This is a genomic window from Clostridium sp. AM58-1XD, from assembly GCF_003464085.1.
Lineage (GTDB): Bacteria > Bacillota > Clostridia > Lachnospirales > Lachnospiraceae > Lachnoclostridium_A.
The window spans coordinates 91,465-108,726 of sequence record NZ_QSDR01000016.1 but is presented as its reverse complement, the minus strand read 5'-3'; the positions used below and the strand labels follow the sequence as shown (position 1 = coordinate 108,726).

17 protein-coding genes and 1 pseudogene are annotated in these 17,262 nt (G+C 44.2%); 14 read left to right on the top strand and 4 right to left on the bottom strand.

Annotation, left to right across the window (positions count from 1 at the left end; translation table 11 throughout):
* The first annotated feature begins 556 nt into the window (after positions 1 to 556).
* From DXA13_RS11635 to DXA13_RS11625, 3 genes are read left to right on the top strand one after another with little or no spacing between them, the layout of a single operon-like run.
* On the top strand, positions 557 to 1,444 hold the full coding sequence (locus DXA13_RS11635; protein WP_118244597.1) for a CorA family divalent cation transporter: 888 nt from the start codon (positions 557 to 559) through the stop codon (positions 1,442 to 1,444).
* Positions 1,445 to 1,457: 13 nt separating this feature from the next.
* Positions 1,458 to 2,558, top strand: coding sequence for an iron-containing alcohol dehydrogenase family protein (locus tag DXA13_RS11630; protein WP_118244595.1), 1,101 nt, complete (start codon positions 1,458 to 1,460; stop codon positions 2,556 to 2,558).
* A gap of 55 nt (positions 2,559 to 2,613) precedes the next feature.
* Positions 2,614 to 3,072 carry a GNAT family N-acetyltransferase gene (locus DXA13_RS11625; RefSeq protein ID WP_118244593.1) on the top strand — a complete coding sequence of 153 codons (459 nt, stop codon included), beginning with the start codon at positions 2,614 to 2,616 and terminating at the stop codon, positions 3,070 to 3,072.
* A gap of 110 nt (positions 3,073 to 3,182) precedes the next feature.
* On the opposite strand, the gene DXA13_RS11620 is transcribed toward DXA13_RS11625, so the two are convergent.
* Positions 3,183 to 4,079: a LysR family transcriptional regulator gene (locus DXA13_RS11620; RefSeq protein WP_118244591.1), complete on the bottom strand. Its 897-nt coding sequence runs from the start codon at positions 4,077 to 4,079 to the stop codon at positions 3,183 to 3,185.
* A gap of 262 nt (positions 4,080 to 4,341) precedes the next feature.
* Here DXA13_RS11620 and DXA13_RS11615 point away from each other — a divergent pair, with 262 nt between their 5' ends.
* The 6 genes from DXA13_RS11615 to DXA13_RS11590 all read left to right on the top strand — a co-directional run bounded on the left by DXA13_RS11615 (position 4,342) and on the right by DXA13_RS11590 (position 10,194).
* Positions 4,342 to 5,424 (top strand): tripartite tricarboxylate transporter substrate binding protein, encoded by a 1,083-nt coding sequence (locus DXA13_RS11615; protein WP_118244589.1) that lies wholly within the window; start codon positions 4,342 to 4,344, stop codon positions 5,422 to 5,424.
* Between the two features lie 127 nt (positions 5,425 to 5,551).
* Positions 5,552 to 6,049: a tripartite tricarboxylate transporter TctB family protein gene (locus tag DXA13_RS11610; protein WP_181995639.1), complete on the top strand. Its 498-nt coding sequence runs from the start codon at positions 5,552 to 5,554 to the stop codon at positions 6,047 to 6,049.
* 20 nt (positions 6,050 to 6,069) lie between these two features.
* The gene (locus DXA13_RS11605; RefSeq protein WP_118244585.1) at positions 6,070 to 7,578 is read left to right on the top strand and encodes a tripartite tricarboxylate transporter permease; all 1,509 of its coding nucleotides are present in this window, start codon (positions 6,070 to 6,072) and stop codon (positions 7,576 to 7,578) included.
* Between the two features lie 13 nt (positions 7,579 to 7,591).
* Positions 7,592 to 8,398: an aldolase/citrate lyase family protein gene (locus DXA13_RS11600; RefSeq protein ID WP_181995638.1), complete on the top strand. Its 807-nt coding sequence runs from the start codon at positions 7,592 to 7,594 to the stop codon at positions 8,396 to 8,398.
* Positions 8,399 to 8,424: 26 nt separating this feature from the next.
* Positions 8,425 to 9,435: a 3-dehydro-L-gulonate 2-dehydrogenase gene (yiaK, locus tag DXA13_RS11595; protein ID WP_118244583.1), complete on the top strand. Its 1,011-nt coding sequence runs from the start codon at positions 8,425 to 8,427 to the stop codon at positions 9,433 to 9,435.
* Between the two features lie 27 nt (positions 9,436 to 9,462).
* Positions 9,463 to 10,194: an RraA family protein gene (locus DXA13_RS11590; RefSeq protein ID WP_181995637.1), complete on the top strand. Its 732-nt coding sequence runs from the start codon at positions 9,463 to 9,465 to the stop codon at positions 10,192 to 10,194.
* Positions 10,195 to 10,355: 161 nt separating this feature from the next.
* On the opposite strand, the pseudogene arcC reads toward DXA13_RS11590, so the two are convergent.
* Positions 10,356 to 11,290 (bottom strand): annotated as a pseudogene (gene arcC / locus DXA13_RS11585) (carbamate kinase).
* A gap of 193 nt (positions 11,291 to 11,483) precedes the next feature.
* On the opposite strand from arcC, the gene DXA13_RS11580 reads away from it, so the two are divergent.
* The 3 genes from DXA13_RS11580 to DXA13_RS11565 all read left to right on the top strand — a co-directional run bounded on the left by DXA13_RS11580 (position 11,484) and on the right by DXA13_RS11565 (position 13,390).
* The gene (locus DXA13_RS11580) at positions 11,484 to 11,801 is read left to right on the top strand and encodes a hypothetical protein (RefSeq protein ID WP_118244581.1); all 318 of its coding nucleotides are present in this window, start codon (positions 11,484 to 11,486) and stop codon (positions 11,799 to 11,801) included.
* Between the two features lie 105 nt (positions 11,802 to 11,906).
* Entirely contained in the window at positions 11,907 to 12,287 is a 381-nt protein-coding gene (locus DXA13_RS21780) for a hypothetical protein (protein ID WP_243009087.1), read from the top strand.
* Positions 12,288 to 12,370: 83 nt separating this feature from the next.
* Complete coding sequence (locus tag DXA13_RS11565; RefSeq protein WP_118244575.1) at positions 12,371 to 13,390, top strand: glycosyltransferase family 2 protein; 1,020 nt, start codon at positions 12,371 to 12,373, stop codon at positions 13,388 to 13,390.
* A 74-nt stretch (positions 13,391 to 13,464) separates the two neighbouring features.
* Here the strand turns inward: DXA13_RS11565 and DXA13_RS11560 are convergent, their stop codons facing one another.
* Together DXA13_RS11560 and DXA13_RS11555 are read right to left on the bottom strand one after the other, a co-directional pair.
* A complete protein-coding gene (locus tag DXA13_RS11560) occupies positions 13,465 to 14,121 on the bottom strand; it encodes a phosphatase PAP2 family protein (RefSeq protein ID WP_118244573.1) in 657 nt (218 codons plus the stop codon).
* A gap of 183 nt (positions 14,122 to 14,304) precedes the next feature.
* Entirely contained in the window at positions 14,305 to 15,213 is a 909-nt protein-coding gene (locus DXA13_RS11555; protein WP_118244571.1) for a DUF4397 domain-containing protein, read from the bottom strand.
* A gap of 207 nt (positions 15,214 to 15,420) precedes the next feature.
* Between DXA13_RS11555 and DXA13_RS11550 the strand changes: the two genes are divergently transcribed.
* Together DXA13_RS11550 and DXA13_RS11545 are read left to right on the top strand one after the other, a co-directional pair.
* Positions 15,421 to 16,143 carry a CAP domain-containing protein gene (locus DXA13_RS11550; RefSeq protein WP_118244569.1) on the top strand — a complete coding sequence of 241 codons (723 nt, stop codon included), beginning with the start codon at positions 15,421 to 15,423 and terminating at the stop codon, positions 16,141 to 16,143.
* Positions 16,144 to 16,441: 298 nt separating this feature from the next.
* Positions 16,442 to 17,236 carry an IclR family transcriptional regulator gene (locus tag DXA13_RS11545; RefSeq protein ID WP_118244567.1) on the top strand — a complete coding sequence of 265 codons (795 nt, stop codon included), beginning with the start codon at positions 16,442 to 16,444 and terminating at the stop codon, positions 17,234 to 17,236.
* Positions 17,237 to 17,262: the final 26 nt, after the last annotated feature.

Genomic DNA, 17,262 nt, shown 5'->3' with positions numbered 1-17,262 from the left:
GGAATATAGTTGCTCATAAAATGTCCTTCTACTGCTGTCAGAAGGAGACATAACCGTATCACTAATATATGAAAGAGTAAATATCAACTGTGCGAAAGTAAATTCCACTGGGGAATATGGGAGCGGAATTTAAAATTTCATTTTAGGAGTTCTTGACAGAGACATGAAACTGCTTGAATGTGTCTGTTCTTTGATCTATACTATTATGTAGTAAATATTTCGATTTAAAGGATACAGGGGGGAGGAGCGTGAAATGAAAACAGCATATATTGACGTTAATTTTACTTATTGTACGGACGAATCCGCTAATATGTGCTGCTGCAAAATTTATTAAATTCCTATAGATCAAGGAGATTTCTCCGGACGTATGGACTGTTCGGTAGTCTGCCTTATCGTTGATTTCCTTAATCAAGTTCATCATAACCTGAGATTAAGGATGTAATAGAGAAAATAATATGATAATATAATACCAGAGGCAAAGACCTTTTGCCCCCAGCATCATAATATGAGTTATTTTAGTTATGATGAAATATGCCAGGCAGGAGAAAAATGAGAAATGGGCAGTAAACCGGAAGATGTTTTTGATAAAGATGGAAAAATAGAGTTTATCAGCCTGAAGGATTTTGAAAAAGCAGCGGATTCTTATCCTCATGGCGAAGCTCTGAAAAAGTCCATGGGTCATGTGCATTACTGTAAAATGGAGACGTTCGGCAAATGCATGATCGGCACGTTTTCGATTCCGGATAAAAGAGATATTTTAGGAAAAAAACAGAAATTCGGCTGCTGTCTGACAAAAGAAAAGGTCATGTTCGTCGGCGAGGCGGAAATACTCACCCAGATGAAGGGAAGAGAAGCTGACGAAGGGAAAGACAGGACCGTAGGCGCGTTTCTGGCAGTTCTGCTGATGGAGCTGACTGCTTACGACGGCATTTCCCTGGAAAAGATGGAAGAGAGGCTCATGGGAATTGAGGATTCTCTTTTAAAAGCAAACCGTGTGCCTGATCGGTTCTTTGAGAAGATTTTAAAATACCGGAAGGAACTGATGACGCTGCATTCCTATTATGAGCAGCTGATCGATGTTGGAGAAAATCTTCAGGCCGATACCGGCGGTATTTTTCAGCCCGAGGAACAGAACGTATTCGGAACATTTGCCTCCCGCGCTGGACGTCTGCACGACCATGTAGATTTTCTACGGGAATATTTAAACCAGCTGAGGGAAATGTACCAGAACAAAATTGATCTGGAACAGAATAAAAATATGAACATGCTCACGATCGTCACGACGCTGTTTCTGCCGTTGAGCATTCTGGTGGGATGGTACGGAATGAATTTTACCAATATGCCGGAGCTAAAATGGCCCTATGGATACACGGTTATCGTGGTGGTCAGTATTTGTATTATCGTACTGGAAATCATTATATTTAAAAAGAAAAAGATGCTGTAGGAGGTTGCCAGAAATGAATTTTGAATTTTATATGCCGACGAGAGTGATACAGGGAAAAGGCTGTGTGCGAAATCATCCGGAAGTGTGGAAATCTATGGGGAAAAAGGCATTTATTGTGACAGGAAAATCCTCTGCCAAGAAGAATGGCTCCCAGGACGATGTAACAGCGGCGCTGGATGAGTGCGGAATCAGTTATGAAGTGTTTGACGAAGTTATGAGCAATCCCACGGTTGAGGTTGTCTACAGGGGTGCGGAAAAAATGAAAGCATGCGGTGCTGATTTCGTAATCGGGATCGGCGGCGGTTCGCCGATGGATGCGGCTAAAGTAATCGGGCTGCTTTACAGCCAGGATATTAGAGAAGAAGACCTATTCTCGGGAAATTATGAAGACTGCCTTCCTCCGATGGTTATGATTCCGACTACTGCCGGAACAGGATCAGAAGTTACAAAGGCAGCTGTGCTGATGAACGACAGGCTCCAGACGAAGACGAGCGTAACTTCACCGTTGATCTTCCCGAAGGTTTCATTTTTGGATGCCAGATATATGGAACAGATGGGAAGAAGAACTACCATTAATACGGCGGTGGATGCCTTATCCCATTCTATGGAAGGGATGATTTCAAAAAAGGCCACCAGTATTACGAACATTTTGGCAAAAGAGAGCATCCGGTACATATGCAGCTGCTTTGATGATCTTCTGTCTGAAAATGAGATTTCTTTAGATGTGAGAGAAAAACTACTGTACGGCTCTACTCTCGGAGGCATGGTAATTGCCCATACAGGTACGACAGCCGTTCATTCTCTGGGATATGAACTGACATATTTCAAGGGAGATGACCATGGAAGAGCAAATGGTCTGCTTTTGGGCAGCTTCCTGAAATTTGCTGAAGAGAGGATACCGGAAACAGCTGCACAGATTCTTGAGGCGATGGGAATGAAGGACTCTGCAGAACTGTCACGGATGATGGACGAACTGCTCCAGGAAAAGACGGCTATGACGGATGAGGAGATTCAGAAATTTGCGGATATTGCCATGAAGGCAAAAAATATCAAAAGTTCAGCGTTTGATGTGACGAGAGAAGATGTTGTGGAAATGTACCGCAAAGCCCGATAAGGGAGCGCTTATCATCAGCTTAGAGTCGGGAAAAATGGCATAGGAATCGTGAAATATGAAAATAGTAGATGGTAATTTTTATCTGGATGAGATTAAGGATCTGATTATAGAGTATACGGAATCACTTGGCAGGGATCTGGCTTTTCAGAATTTGACAGAAGAGCTGTGCGATCTGAAAGGGAAATATACGAGCCCAAACGGAGAAATTCTGGCTGCAGTAACGGATGAGGGCCAGGTCATCGGCTGCGTCGCCTTTCACAGGCATACGGACAGCCGATGTGAGATGAAACGGCTGTATGTAAAACCAGAATTCAGAAAAATGAATGCTGGTCAAAATCTGATCGAGGCGATAATTCAGATTGCAAAACGGAATGGATTCAGGGAAATGGTATTGGATACGATTAAACCGCTGGAAAGTGCGGTACGGCTGTACAGGAAATATGGATTTGATGAGACAGCTGCATATTATGATAATCCTATGGATGATGTGATTTACATGAAGTTAATTTTATAGAGGAATCAGAAACAGGTCTGTGCTGCGGAGATATGATGCCGCGGTACAGGCCTTTTTTTACGTTTAAGTACGAAAACCAGGATTCTGCGTCCGGCTATTCTGGAGAAGCTTTATTTTTTAAAGTAATTTTTAACAAGATCACAAAAAGCCTGCTCCGGCTTGTTCAGCACAAGATTTTTCCGGTGTACCAGTATATTATACCGATAGAGTTTTGGTTGTACGGAGTAATAGTGAATCTGCTTTTCCCGTGAACGGCCGGAAATTGGGATAAAAGCTACGCCGGTTCCCTGGGCAACCATATCGCATGTTAGAGGAAGGCCGGTTATTTCACAGATATGTGAAACTATGGAATTAGTGTATTCCATGAAGAGCCGGTCGGCTACGTAGCGATTAGCAGTGCCTTTTTTAGACAGGTAAAAAGTTTCGCCGCGGAAACTAGAGACAAGTTCCCTTCTGAATATGGTATTTCCGGGATGGGAGCGTACATATGGATGATTGGTAGGTACGGCAAACAGAAGCTCTTCTTCCCTGAGGACTTCTGTCATATCGTCCAGCTCGCTTTTAGAAGCTACGGACAATAATGCAAAATCAATGGCTCCATCAGAAATTTCTTTTGCCAGGATGCTAATTTCCTTCTGTGATAATTCAAAAGTGACATCGGGAAAGACCTCTTGAATCTGAGGTATGATATCTGCCAGCATACGGTTTCCCCAGACGGAAGTGGTGGAAATGATGATATGGGCCCGGTTATCCAGATTTGAAATATTTTGATAGAGACGTTCTTTGATGGCAACAACCTCGCGCGCTGACTCGATGTACATTTGTCCGGCAGGAGTGAGAAGAAACTCGTTCTTTACCCGCAGAAAGAGAGGAGTACCTATTTCGTGCTCCAGTTTGGAGAGATAGTAGCTTAGAGAGGACTGAGAGACAAAGAGCTTTTCCGCCGCTTTCGTCATGTTTTTTTCTTCTGCAATGGTAATAATGTAAGTTAGGTATTTTGTATCCAAGATGTCATCTCCTTAGCAATGTTTGTGCCAATCGAAAAATTCTATTGAGGGTATCAATCTTATGTATTGGTAAAAATTTATAATTCGTGGTATAAATAGAACATGGCTGATGTACAAAATAGACAGCTTCTGCAGAACGGCTCTATCGTGTAAAAGTGAGACGGTATTGAAAACATGCCATAAACGAACACGCAAATCAGATTACAATTATGCACTATTATAGCATATGTAAAGTGAAAATTCAAAGAGTATGGAGGAAATTATGAGAAGGAAAGTTTTTAGCATTATTCTTGGAACAGCGCTTGCAGTATCCATGATGGCTGGATGCGGCTCAAAAGAGGCAGCACCTGCAAGTTCAGAGGCAAAGACGGAAGCAAAAGCAGAGGATACAAAAGCAGAAGAAGCAAAAACAGAGGATACGAAAGCAGAAGAAGGAGAAGCAGCAGAAGGCAGCTACGAATTCAAAGATACGATTACAATTATCTGCCCTGTAAAAGCCGGCGGAGATACAGACAGAAATACACGTCTTCTTGCACAGGCTATGCAGAAATACGCAGGCGTTAACGTCGTGGTTAAGAACGTAGACGGCGGTGCAACCGTTATGGGAATGCAGGAATGCCTGGACGCAAAGCCGGACGGCAATACATTAATTGTAAACGGAACCGATCTCTTTGTTCCATATATGCAGGGAACTTCCCAGATCAATATTGACAGCTTTAAGACAATCGCTATCCCGGTTATCGACAATACGACGGTACTTGCAGTTAATAAAAACTCCGGATGGAATACACTGGAAGACCTTTTAAAGGCTTCAAAAGCAGCTCCGAATACCATTGAATACGGCGGAAAGATCGGCGCTTCCAACCAGATCTGTGGTATCGCAATGAACAAAGAATGGGAAGCTGGACTGAAGTTTGTAGACGTTGGAAACAACGCAGCTAAGATGACGGCACTTTTAGGCGAGCAGACAGACGTTATCAATATCTCTTATGCACTTGCAACCGATTACTTTACAACAGGAGAATTCATCCCGATGTGTCTGTTAGGCGCTGAAAAGAACGAACTTCTTGCAGACGTACCGATGGCTTCTGATTATGGCTTAAAAGACGTTGACTTCAGCAAGTTCTTCTGGGTAGCTACAGGTCCTGAAGTTCCGGACGAAACAGTAGCAGCGCTTACAGAACTGGTTAAGAAGGCCTCTGAGGATGAAGAATTTGTATCTGCAATGGAAGGCTATTATCTGACAGTAGATTTTATGCCGGGAGAAGAAGCTCAGGAGTTCGCAAACAAAATGTATGAAGAAACCCTGCTTCCATACAAGGATGCATTCCTCGAGCAGCAGTAGCGAAGCGGAGTTCGGGTTTCCCGAAAACACGGCCACGTGTAACGACAAAAACATAAAAGTTAAAGGAGGGGGCGGAAACGTAAAAATACGTTCCGTCTCCTTTCCTTTTATCAAAAGGAGATCAATTATGAAAGAAAAACGCAATGACATATGTTCAGCGATTGCTTTTATCGCATTTGCAGTATTTCTATTTGTAGGTTCTTACTGGATTCCGCCTACAACCTCGGACATTCTCGGTTCCAGATTTTTTCCGAGAATGATCGCTTTTTTAATCGCCTTTCTGGCTGTAGTTCAATTAATCGGCGCCATATCATTTGTAAAAAAGGGTGAAGTGGAAAAAGAAAAGTCTTCCGATAAAGAAGGAAAGAACAGACTGAACATGTCTCTGGTCCTGACCGTAGCAGCGCTGTTCGCATACTATGTGCTGGTCCTTCAGATCGGTTTTACAATTACGTCCATTATATACCTGCTGTGCCAGAGCGCAATTCTGATGTCCAAGGATGACTTTAAAAATAAAAAGAAAGTCGTTATTTTAGCTCTGGTTGCAGTTTTCGTTCCTATTTTTATCAACACGATCTTCTGGAAGGTATTCTCGATTGCACTTCCGGCAGGTAAGTTATTCTAACAGAAGGAGAGGTATTTAATATGGAATTAATACATGGATTTCAATCACTTATGAATGTAACCACCTTGCTTCTGATGTTTGTCGGTGTTTTCGGCGGATTAATTATCGGAGCGCTTCCAGGACTGTCCGCATTTACCGCACTTGCGATCATGCTCCCGTTTACCTTTGGTATGGAGCCGATCAATGGCCTTTCTTTCCTGATGGCTGTGTATGTCGGCGGCTGCTCCGGCGGACTTATTTCAGCAATCCTTTTAGGAATACCGGGTACGCCGTCTTCGATCGCAACGTGCTTCGACGGATTTCCAATGGCTAAAAAAGGCGAGGCAAAAAGAGCTTTGGGAACTGCGATTCTCTTTTCGTTTATCGGTGGTATTTTCGGCGCGCTGGTCCTGTCCTTTGTAGGGCCTCACATTGCAAGAGTTGCATTAAAATTCAGTTCTTATGACTATTTTGCAATTATCTTATTCGCATTAACGACGGTTTCCGCCCTGTCAGAGGGAAGTATGGTGAAGGGACTGATTTCCTGTTGCCTTGGTATCGCGCTGGCATTTGTCGGAACAGATGGTTTGAGTTCTGTTTACCGTTATACATTCGGCGTAACAAAGCTGTCAAACGGCTTCAGCCTTGTACCCGTACTGATCGGCCTCTTTGCCGTATCCCAGATTATGATGACAGCCAGAAGCAAGGCGGACAGTTCCAAGGTCTTTGACATTTCTGAGATTCCGCAGAAGGCGACGAAAGGCTTTGGGTTAAGCGTATCAGAATTTCTCTATCAGCTGAAAACGGCAATTCCGTGTGCAATCATTGGACTTGTTATCGGTATTCTTCCAGGACTCGGAGGAAATGTCAGCAATCTGATGGCTTACTCTTATGCAAAAAAGACTTCCAAATATCCGGAAAAATTCGGAACGGGTATTATCGATGGTGTCGTTGCTTCTGAAACAGCCAATAATGCGACGGTCGGCGGAGCGGTTATTATCCTTCTGACACTCGGTATTCCAGGTGATAATGCCACTTCCATCATATTAGCCGGATTCCAAATGCATGATATCGCTCCGGGACCGCTGCTCTTTAAGACAAGCGGAGCGCTGGTATATGCCATTCTGGCAGCCTTTATTGTTGCGAACATCCTGTTCTTTGTTATCGAATATTTTGGACTGCCCATATTTACCAAAATGCTGTCGGTGCCGTCAACCCTGCTTCTTCCGGTTGTAATTGTTTGCTGTTTCGTAGGATCATACTGCGCAAACAATAATACGCTTGACATTCTGATCATGGTATTATTTGGTGTTCTGGGGTATGTGCTGAAGAAGCATAAATATCCGCTGGCCCCGCTGGTAGTCGGATTTATTCTGGCTCCGCTGCTGGAGCTGTATTTGAGGCGGTCGCTGATGAAGACAGACGGCAGGTTCCTTCCGATCGTCCAGTCACCAATCGCTGCTTTATTCCTGATCTGTACGGTTATTACGGTAGCTTATACAGCATACGGAGAAATTAAAAAGCTGAAGGCTGCAAAAGCAGCAGCTTAATTTGGAGGACATCATGGTAAAAGAAAATAAATTCCGCATGCTTTTGGACAGCGGCAGACCTACATTGAGCACAAGGCTCCATTCTACGTGGCCTCTCGTAACAGAGGCCGTAGGAGCGGTAGGACGATATGATTACATCGAATTTGTTGCCGAGTACGCGCCTTATGACCAGTATGACATGGAAAATATGGTGCGGGCAGCAGAGCTCCATAACATGGGCAGTATGATGAAGGTTGACTACCAGGACAGAGGATTTGCAGCGCAGAAAGCCGTTGCTTCCGGATTTCAGTCCATTCTTTTTACAGATCACACCGCACCGGAAGAGGTGGAAGAAACAATTAAGATGATTCTTCCAAAATGTCCGGCCTACGGAGGAAAGATGGGCTATGCTGCAAGGAGATGGATCGGGTACCAGAGCGTCTCATCCCAGGATGAATATGCGGATATGGCAGCAGCAACCGTAAAGGCATTTATGGTAGAAAAGAAGGAAACGGTTGACTGCATCGAAGAGTTCTGCTCCATACCGGGAATTGACATGATCCAGTTTGGACCGAATGATTTCGCACTGAGCTCCGGATTCAATATGAAGGATGACAAAAAACGGGTACAGGAGGCAGAGAAAAAGGTGATCGAAACGGCTATCCGTCATGGAATTCGTCCAAGATGTGAGCTGAACAGTGCAGAAGAGGCACGATATTATCTGGACCTGGGAGTCAGAGATTTCAGTCTCGGGCTGGAGCTCAGGATTTTGCAGAACTTCCTTACAAAAGAAGGAGATGAACTGATTGATCTGATGGCTCAGAATGGCCTGGTGAAGTAAGAGGAACAGGCAAGAAGGAGAGAATTATGAGATTATCATTTGATGAGATAAAGGATGAGATTAAGCGCGTTTTCATGAAATACGGCATGAGTGAAGAAAAGGCGGAAATCTGTGCAAGAGTACATACGGAATCCACATATGACGGAATTTATTCCCATGGCACAGGCCGAGTAGCACGGTTTGTCGATTACATTAAAAAAGGATGGGTAGACATCAATGCGGAACCCGTTCTGGAAAAGGACTGTGGCGCCATCCGTATATATAACGGCAATATGGGCCCGGGCGTGCTGAACGCGATGTTCGGAGTAGAGGAAGGAATGAAGCTGGCAGATCAGTACGGGATCGGAATGGTCGGATTAAAGAATACGACTCACTGGATGCGTGGGGGAAGCTATGGATTGTACGCAGCAAACCGTGGTTATATTGCGATCATGTGGACGAATACGGAATCCGTCATGCCGCCGTGGGGGGCAAAGGAGTGCCGCCTAGGCAACAACCCATTTGTTATGGCTGTTCCAGGCAGAGAGGGAAAAGCGCCGATGATGCTCGACATGGCGATTTCCCAGTATGCATATGGTAAACTGGCCATGCTCAGACTGGCCGGAAAAAAACTTCCGTTTCCGGGGGGCTTTGATGAGAACGGAACGATTACGGATGATCCGGGTACGATTGAAAAGACACGCCGTATGATTCCGATCGGCTACTGGAAAGGCTCCAGCTTTTCCTTTATGCTGGACCTGCTGGCAACCCTTCTGACAGACGGTATCGGCGCTTCAGACATCGATCATGTAGGCAAGGGAAGCTGTGGGGGCGCGTCTCAGGTGATGATTCTGATCGATCCCAAGAAGACGGTGGATGGAGATCGGATGGACAGGGAAATTGAGAAGGCTGTTCATCATTTAAAGAGTGCAAAGCTGTCAGAAAATTCTACCGGAATTTTTGCTCCTGGAGATGACTATGTCAATTTCCGTAAAGAACACGATGAAAAGGGTATTTTCGTAGAAGATGTTATTTGGAATGAAATTAAAGCGCTGTAATAACAGGTAAATGGAAGGGTGGACAATATGGGAATCAGCAAGCTGACTCGTGAAGAAGAAATAGCAGTTATGAAGGAACTGGAACAATTCGATACGCCTACAATTACGAATGTAGTAGCTACGTATCCGGCAAATGAACTTTGCCTGGGACTTTATAATCCCCAGGAAATCGATTGGTATACGGATAACAGGCTGAGATGTATGTATCCGGAGTTGGGGCCGCGCTGCGGCTACGCAGTTACCGCTGTTTACGGTATGCCCGATTCTGCTTTTAACGAGCTGGAGTTTAAGGATATTCTGGTAGAAATCAAAGAGGCGGAAGGGCCGGTGATCCTTCTCCTGAAAGAAAATTTTACTGAGAAAATGAAAAACCGTAATGCTCTGATCGGTGGAAACATGATGACTGCATTTAAACAGCTGGGGGTAGTTGGAGTTATTGGAGATGCGCCGGCGAGGGACGCGGATGAAATGCGCCCGATGAAGGTGCAGTGCCTGTTCCCGGGTACTGTGGCAGGCCATGGAACACTTTCCATACAGGCGGTAAATGTACCCGTTTCTATCTGCGGCATGGACGTGGCTCCGATGGAAATTATCCATATGGATGAGAATGGGGCCGTGAAATTCCCGAGAAAATATCTGAAAGAAGTATTGGAACGGGCAAAGAAGATGAGAGATTTCGATGAAGAAAAGCAAAAGGCCATGAGGACCATGACAGATCCGGAAAAGCTGGCTGCAGCGATGAAGGGGCTTTACAGATAATCCATTTAAGTCCAGGAATAAAGGATAAAAATAAAGCACAAAATAAAGAGCATAATAAATCACAAAAACAGGGGCTGTTGTAAACGCAGATGAATGATCTGCCTTTCAACAGCCCCTGTTTTTGTCTGAATTAGAACAGCATGATTGATCAGTCCCTGGGATTATTCTGTAATTCGTGTGCCGCATTTTCCGGCCATGGCTTCTTTGGCTTTTGCCTGTGAAGTGATGAGAACGGAACGACCTTTTCCTGATTCCAGAAAAGATATGGCAGCGAGAATTTTTGGCGCCATTGTGTCGGTGCCGAACTGGCCGTCTTCCAGGTATTTTTCAGCTTCCTTTACAGTTATTTCGGTCAGAAGGCGCTCATCAGATCCTCCATAATTTAAGGCAACTTCATCTACGTCAGTAAGAATCATCAGCACATCCGCATCGACCTCCTGTGCCAGCAGACCGCTGGCCAGATCCTTTTCAATGACGGCGCTGGCTCCTTTCAGCGTAGATCCTTGTTCCATAACGGGAATTCCGCCTCCGCCGCAGGCGATTACGATCTGGTCCGCATCGAGAAGCGCTTTTACTGCATCGATTTCAACGATTGCTACAGGCTTTGGAGCGGCGACAATACGGCAGAACCCCTGTCCGGGAACCTCGGTAACATAGTTACCCTTTGCCTCTTCTTCTTTTGCCTCTTCAGCAGTCATAAAACGTCCTATTTTCTTTACCGGAATATAAGAAGATTCGTCGTATGGATCGACGGTGACCTGAGTAAGAATGGTTGATACCGGTTTGTAGATCCCTCGTTTGATAAGCTCCGTGCGGATTCCGTTCTGAAGGTCATATCCAATATAGCCCTGACTCATGGCTGAACAGACAGACATCGGTGCAGGAGTATAGCCTTCATGGTTTCTTCCAAATTCATTCATAGCCGCGTGAATCATGCCTACCTGAGGTGCGTTGCTGTGTACAACGGCAACCTGCCAGCTGTCCTGAATGAAGTCAGCAATAAGCTTTGCGGTTTTTGCAACTGAAGCCTTCTGCTCCGGCAGGTTTGTGCCAAGCGCATCATGCCGAGAGCCATTACGAGTCGTTTCTTTGCCATAGGAAATACCTCTCTTCTGAAGTTAATGTTCGTATTAAAAGTAATTTATAATAATTATAGTGATACCCTGGAAAAAAAGCAAGAAGTACTTGGAAAGAGAAGAATAAATATGGTATACTGAGAACACTTGGCAGGGGATTGCAGAGCATTTAGCTAGTAAAGTACGTTTGAATTCCTGACGGAAAGGATCTATATGAAGCGTTGGAAAAAAACAGTGGTTTGGTGTATGATTCCTATTGTTTTATATGAACTCATCGCATTTGTGTCCGGCTGGCTGATCTGGTTTCTATTAGTCCAATGCGGGCTTTTCGGCAGCAGAATCAGGATATGGACAGAGCTAAACAGCGGACTGCTCGTTACAGCTCTGGCAGGAGCAGGCGCTGCCGTTGTTTTTTTCTGCCTATATGAAAAAGACTTAAAAAAAGGGAAGACTTTAAAGAAGAGAGACATTTTACGTGTGGAAGTGCCGGCTGTGTATGCGTGCTGGCTGTTTCAGCCTGCATTTTTTTAATACCCTTATATCGATACTGCCGTTTTCTTCTGGGATGGCCGGTTCATACAGAGAGACGGGGGAACGCATATTTACAGGGCCGTTTCTTCTGCAGGTGATTACTGTATGTCTGGCCGCGCCTGCCGGAGAAGAATGGGCGTTTCGGGCGGTTCTGTTTGGGCATTTGAGGAGAGAGATGGGATTCGCTGCTTCGGCCGTGCTTTCATCCCTGATGTTCGGGATATACACGGAACTATCATCCAGGGGGTGTACGGCTTCTTTCTGGGACTTCTGCTCTGCCTGGTCAGAGAAGTATACGGAACTATGAAAGCGCCGCTTCTTATGCATATGACAGCCAACGGCGTTTCTGTCGCAGCAATGGGAAGTGCGGTGATTACAGGCATGCAGGAGAACATCGCGGCTGCGTGGTGCCTATGTTCCGGCTGCGTACTGGCGGGCGCAGTTGCCTGCACTCTGCGGGATAAAAGGTGGAGTAAAAACGTTTAAAACGATTTATGGATGTGAAGAAAACAGCAGTCCGGAGGCAAAAATCCGGATTTAGATATAAAATAAAAACAGGAGGAACCATCATGAAATTATTATCTGTTGCGATTCCATGCTACAACTCGGAGAATTACATGCGCCACTGCATCGAAAGCCTTCTGCCGGGAGGCGACGAGGTAGAGATTCTGATTGTAGATGACGGTTCGGCGAAGGACAGGACAGGAGAAATTGCAGACGAGTATGCAAAGAAGTATCCGAGTATATGCAAAGCGATTCACCAGGAAAACGGAGGTCATGGAGAAGCGGTCAATACTGGACTCAGAAATGCGACAGGGATTTATTTCAAGGTTGTGGACAGTGACGACTGGGTAAATGAAGACGCATACAGAGAAATTCTGGCCACCCTCCGCAGATTTGTGTATGGGCAGGAAACGCTGGATATGCTTGTCAGCAATTTTGTATATGAAAAAGAGGGCATGAAACGGAAGAAAGTCATGAATTACAGAACAGCTCTTCCAAAAGAAGAGCTGATTACGTGGGACCAGGTGAAGATATTCATGACGGGTCAGTATATTCTGATGCATTCTGTGATTTACCGCACGGAACTTCTGCAGGAATGCGGCCTGGAGCTGCCGAAACATACCTTTTATGTGGACAATATCTTCGTATATCAGCCGCTCCCTCATGTAAAGACGCTGTATTATCTGGATGTGAATTTCTATCGTTATTTTATTGGAAGAGAAGACCAGTCTGTCAATGAACAGGTGATGATCGGACGGATTGACCAGCAGATTCGCGTGACAAAGCTCATGTTGGGATATTACGATGTGATGAAAATTCCGTGCAGGAAGCTGCGCAGCTATATGATCAAATATCTGGAGATTATGATGACAGTGTCTTCGATCCTGGCGATTAAATCAGGAACCGAGGAAAACCTGGAAAAGAAAAAGGAGCTGTGGCAGTATCTGAAGCAGATGAATATTGCTCTTTATCTGCGCCTGAGATGGGGCTTTTTGGGACAGGGCATGAATCTGCCGGGAAAAGGCGGAAGAAAGGTCTCTATAGCTGGTTATAAGATTACGCAGAGATTTTTTGGTTTTAATTAAACAAGGCATATTATAAAAAGAGGCTGCTGCAAGAATGCAACGGCCTCTTTTTTATCTGTTCAGTTAACTGGAAATTATCCAAGAGCTTTTTCGGCAGCTTTCCTTCGGCTGTATCCATAAGCCTTTCCATAAGTCATACCGTACAGGCAGTAAGCCATTGCGATGGAGGCAAAACCGTCGATCACAGAATGCTGCTTTAAGAATACGGTTGAAAGACAGATAGAGGTCATGGCTATGAAAGAACCAATCCTCAGCCAGTGGTGGTTTTTTAAACGTTCGCTGTGCATGACAGCGATATGAACGCCGATGGAATTGTAAACATGAATACTTGGAAATACATTCGTACATGTATCGGTACGATAAAGTGCGGAAACGATCCATGAAAATACATTCTTGTCAGGATCGATCATCGGGCGGAAGTCTGTTCCGTTAGGAAATATGGTACAGATGATAAGGCTGATGGTCATTCCCGTAAAGAGAAAGAAACAGAGCCTGTAATAACTGCCTTTTTCCTGAAAGAAGAAATACAGAATCGCTCCGGAAACATAAAAAAACCAAATCAGGTACGGAATGATAAAATACTCGTTAAATGGGATATAATCATCCATGGATACGTGCATGATATGATAATTTTTCGTCACGGTCCGTTCCAGATAGGAGAACCATGGAAGATAGATAAAGCCATACAGCAGAACCCAGGCGTGCTTGTATTTAGCGAGGAATTGTTTCATGGAATCCCACCTTTCTGTGTTTTACGGATTATATCACACCGAAAACAAGAGTACAATACCGTTAATAAAATGTTAAGATTTTTTTATTATACTATAGCAAATATAAAAATTCTATGCCCATTTTTACTAACTTTACAAGTATTATTCCCACAGAAAGGTTGGATATTCCTAAAAAGCACTGTTTTAGTTTCTGTCTTCTACAATCAGTGTACGAATGGCATCTCTGGACTGGTTCCAGTTAAAGATATAAAGCGTATATGCTGTATTGGAGCGAAGGGTCATGCTGGAAGTAACGAGAGCATTCCCGGTAAGTGACGGATTATTATAAACGCGGACGGTATAATTGCCGGTTGTAATGTAAGAGAACCCTGTAACCTCTTTATAGGTGACATTGCGGAAACTGAAGAAATTATTCAGGGAGACATTCAGATTCTGGTTTGTAACGGAGAGATTGGCAACCCGGAAGCAGCCTGTTCCAAAGCCAGACTGACACTGTGTATCGTTAATTGTCATCAAATCCAGCCCGCTTTGTGTATTGATAATAGCTACGGTCATTGCGCTTCCTGCTCTGACGTTGATCTGTTTCTGAATGTATACGTATCCGTTCATGCCTGATACCGTAATAGTCTGTGATCCTGAAGATACGCGGCCGTACTGACTGATATCAGCGTTGTCGAGAGAATTAACGACAAGCTGATTATTAATATAAATTAAAAATGGATTGTAGCCTGCCGCAGCATTTAGGAAACGAACCGTCCCGTACTGGGTAGTATTGCAGAAGAAACAGGGGATAATCGGTCTTGGGAAAACTGTGATAATAGAACCCAGAATTCCAGGAGGATTCCAGGAACCGGAAGTATTGCCGTCTGCCACAGGACCGCCTTCGCCCGGATTTGGAAGCGGTATTACCGGAATGTTCGAGCCGTCAGAAGGATCTGCCACAGGACCGCCTTCTCCGGGATTTGGAAGTGGAATGACCGGGAAGTTGTCGTCCGGCATAGTAAAACCGTCATCGACAGGACCGCCCTCGCCCGGATTCGGAAGTGGAATGACCGGGGTGTTCTGGTCGTTTATATAGGACACAGTATTCATATATAAAACCTCGTTTCAGGATTAATATACTGTATCTTATTCAAGATTGGTGACCAAGTGCCTGTACGCAGGCGTATTCTTCTTTAAAATGTCAGCCGGCGATGATGCAATTACCAATGTTTCCCTAGTTATTTTCCAAAAAATATATGTTAATATACATTTGTAACAGAAATGTAATAATTATGTAACAATAAGGAGGAAATTACCATGAGGAAATTATTAATTTATGCAGTTACAGCAGTTGCAGTGATGGCAGCTCCGGGCATTGCTCCGGTAGCAGCATATGCAGCGACCAATACATATGATCTTCCGGGCGGAAACGGAAAAGTTGTTGTGATAGGAGGCGGCAGCATGGGAGATGTATCCGGAATGATCGGGCAGATCAGTGGAAACATAAATTCCGACTGCGATGTGAATTTTCAGGGAATTCCGGGAATTCAGATTGGCGGAGGAAATGTGACCTCTCCGATTTTCCCGGATATGGAAAAGCCGAATGATTCAAACCAGAACAGGCCGAATACAGATATAAACAGGCCGAATACGGATACAAATCAGGATGCTTTTGCAGATCAGGTAGTGAATCTTGTCAATCAGGAGAGAGCAAAAGCGGGACTCAGTCCTCTTACCGTCAATAACAGTGTGGTGAATGCGGCGCAGACGAGAGCAATGGAAATTACATCTTCCTTCTCCCATACGAGGCCGGATGGAAAGAGCTTTTCGACTGCCCTTACAGAGGCGGGTGTCAATTACAGAGGATCGGGAGAGAATATTGCATATGGTCAGAAGTCTCCGGAAGACGTAATGAATAGCTGGATGAACAGTTCAGGTCATAGAGCGAATATTCTGAATGCCAGCTTTACACAGATTGGTGTAGGTCATTACAGAAGTGCAGCCGGAGTAGATTACTGGACACAGCTGTTTATTAACTGATAGAATGATTGAAAATAACAATTAAAGAAAAAAATGAAGGGCAGTCCTGTCGAGGGCTGCCTTTTGACTCGTATATTTGTGAAAAATAGACAAAAAACAGGATGCTTTTTTGGAATGCCAGTGGTTGATATTAAAATTATAATATGATATTATTTAGATATAGCAAATAAAATAAAACTATAGTTTAAAATTATTGCAATTAAGAAGGTGTAACAAAACAAAGGATTGAAAACGACTGAAAATATTGATTTTACTTTGATAATATGGTACTTTAGTAAAAAAGAGTAAGGAGAATAAGATGAATAAAGAAAAATCACCATCTTACAACATAAGTTCAGTCGAAAATGCATGTCACATTTTAGATTGCTTTTTAACAATAGGAAATGAACTGTCTTCTGTAATGATTCAGAAAGAATTAGGGATCAGTGCCAATATGGCTTTCCGTACGCTCACTACCTTACAGAACTGCGGTTATCTGCATTACAATCCGGAAACCGAAAAATTCAGGATTTCATTGAAGATTCTTCCGTTATGCAACAACGTGATCAACTCCATGCAGATCAGAAGGATTGCTCTTCCTATTTTACAGGCGCTTCACAGCAGCCATCCGGAACTGAATATCAATATGGCTGTAATCGAAGGAGGAGAAGTATTTTCCATACACCGCTTTAATGGAAGCGGGATTGCGCACTTTGAATTTGATCCGGGGACGAGATTAAAAGCCCATGCGACAGCGGTAGGAAAAGTACTTTTAGCCGGCCTAGAGGATGAAGAAATCGACCGGCTGCTAGAGAAAAATGGAATGGCTGCCTACACGGAACGTTCGATTACGGATAAAGGTGAGCTGATGAAGGAAATTCAGGAAATCCGACACACTAAAATTGCATGGTGCAGAGAAGAACACATCAGGCATGTGAATGCGGTTGCCGCTCCGATTTACGATTATACAGGGAAAATAGCGGCTAGCGTATCGATCGGTAGTTTTGACAGCGTAGTCGATCCGGATGGGCTAAAGAGCCTTATTCCAGAACTTGCGAATACAGCGACCAGCATTTCTTATGCTGCCGGATATTCTGCGCCGCCGATTGGCTGATGTATGATTTGTGTACCTGCAGAAGC

Coding starts and splice junctions, on each gene's coding strand:
- DXA13_RS11560 (WP_118244573.1), bottom strand. CDS start 14,121: ATGAAACAATTCCTCGCTAAATACAAGCACGCCTGGGTTCTGCTGTAT.
- DXA13_RS11545 (WP_118244567.1), top strand. CDS start 16,442: ATGAATAAAGAAAAATCACCATCTTACAACATAAGTTCAGTCGAAAAT.
- DXA13_RS21780 (WP_243009087.1), top strand. CDS start 11,907: ATGTCTGGCCGCGCCTGCCGGAGAAGAATGGGCGTTTCGGGCGGTTCT.
- DXA13_RS11555 (WP_118244571.1), bottom strand. CDS start 15,213: ATGAATACTGTGTCCTATATAAACGACCAGAACACCCCGGTCATTCCA.
- DXA13_RS11600 (WP_181995638.1), top strand. CDS start 7,592: ATGGTAAAAGAAAATAAATTCCGCATGCTTTTGGACAGCGGCAGACCT.
- DXA13_RS11580 (WP_118244581.1), top strand. CDS start 11,484: ATGAAGCGTTGGAAAAAAACAGTGGTTTGGTGTATGATTCCTATTGTT.
- DXA13_RS11625 (WP_118244593.1), top strand. CDS start 2,614: ATGAAAATAGTAGATGGTAATTTTTATCTGGATGAGATTAAGGATCTG.
- DXA13_RS11590 (WP_181995637.1), top strand. CDS start 9,463: ATGGGAATCAGCAAGCTGACTCGTGAAGAAGAAATAGCAGTTATGAAG.
- DXA13_RS11635 (WP_118244597.1), top strand. CDS start 557: ATGGGCAGTAAACCGGAAGATGTTTTTGATAAAGATGGAAAAATAGAG.
- DXA13_RS11615 (WP_118244589.1), top strand. CDS start 4,342: ATGAGAAGGAAAGTTTTTAGCATTATTCTTGGAACAGCGCTTGCAGTA.
- DXA13_RS11630 (WP_118244595.1), top strand. CDS start 1,458: ATGAATTTTGAATTTTATATGCCGACGAGAGTGATACAGGGAAAAGGC.
- DXA13_RS11550 (WP_118244569.1), top strand. CDS start 15,421: ATGAGGAAATTATTAATTTATGCAGTTACAGCAGTTGCAGTGATGGCA.
- DXA13_RS11610 (WP_181995639.1), top strand. CDS start 5,552: ATGAAAGAAAAACGCAATGACATATGTTCAGCGATTGCTTTTATCGCA.
- DXA13_RS11565 (WP_118244575.1), top strand. CDS start 12,371: ATGAAATTATTATCTGTTGCGATTCCATGCTACAACTCGGAGAATTAC.
- DXA13_RS11605 (WP_118244585.1), top strand. CDS start 6,070: ATGGAATTAATACATGGATTTCAATCACTTATGAATGTAACCACCTTG.
- yiaK (WP_118244583.1), top strand. CDS start 8,425: ATGAGATTATCATTTGATGAGATAAAGGATGAGATTAAGCGCGTTTTC.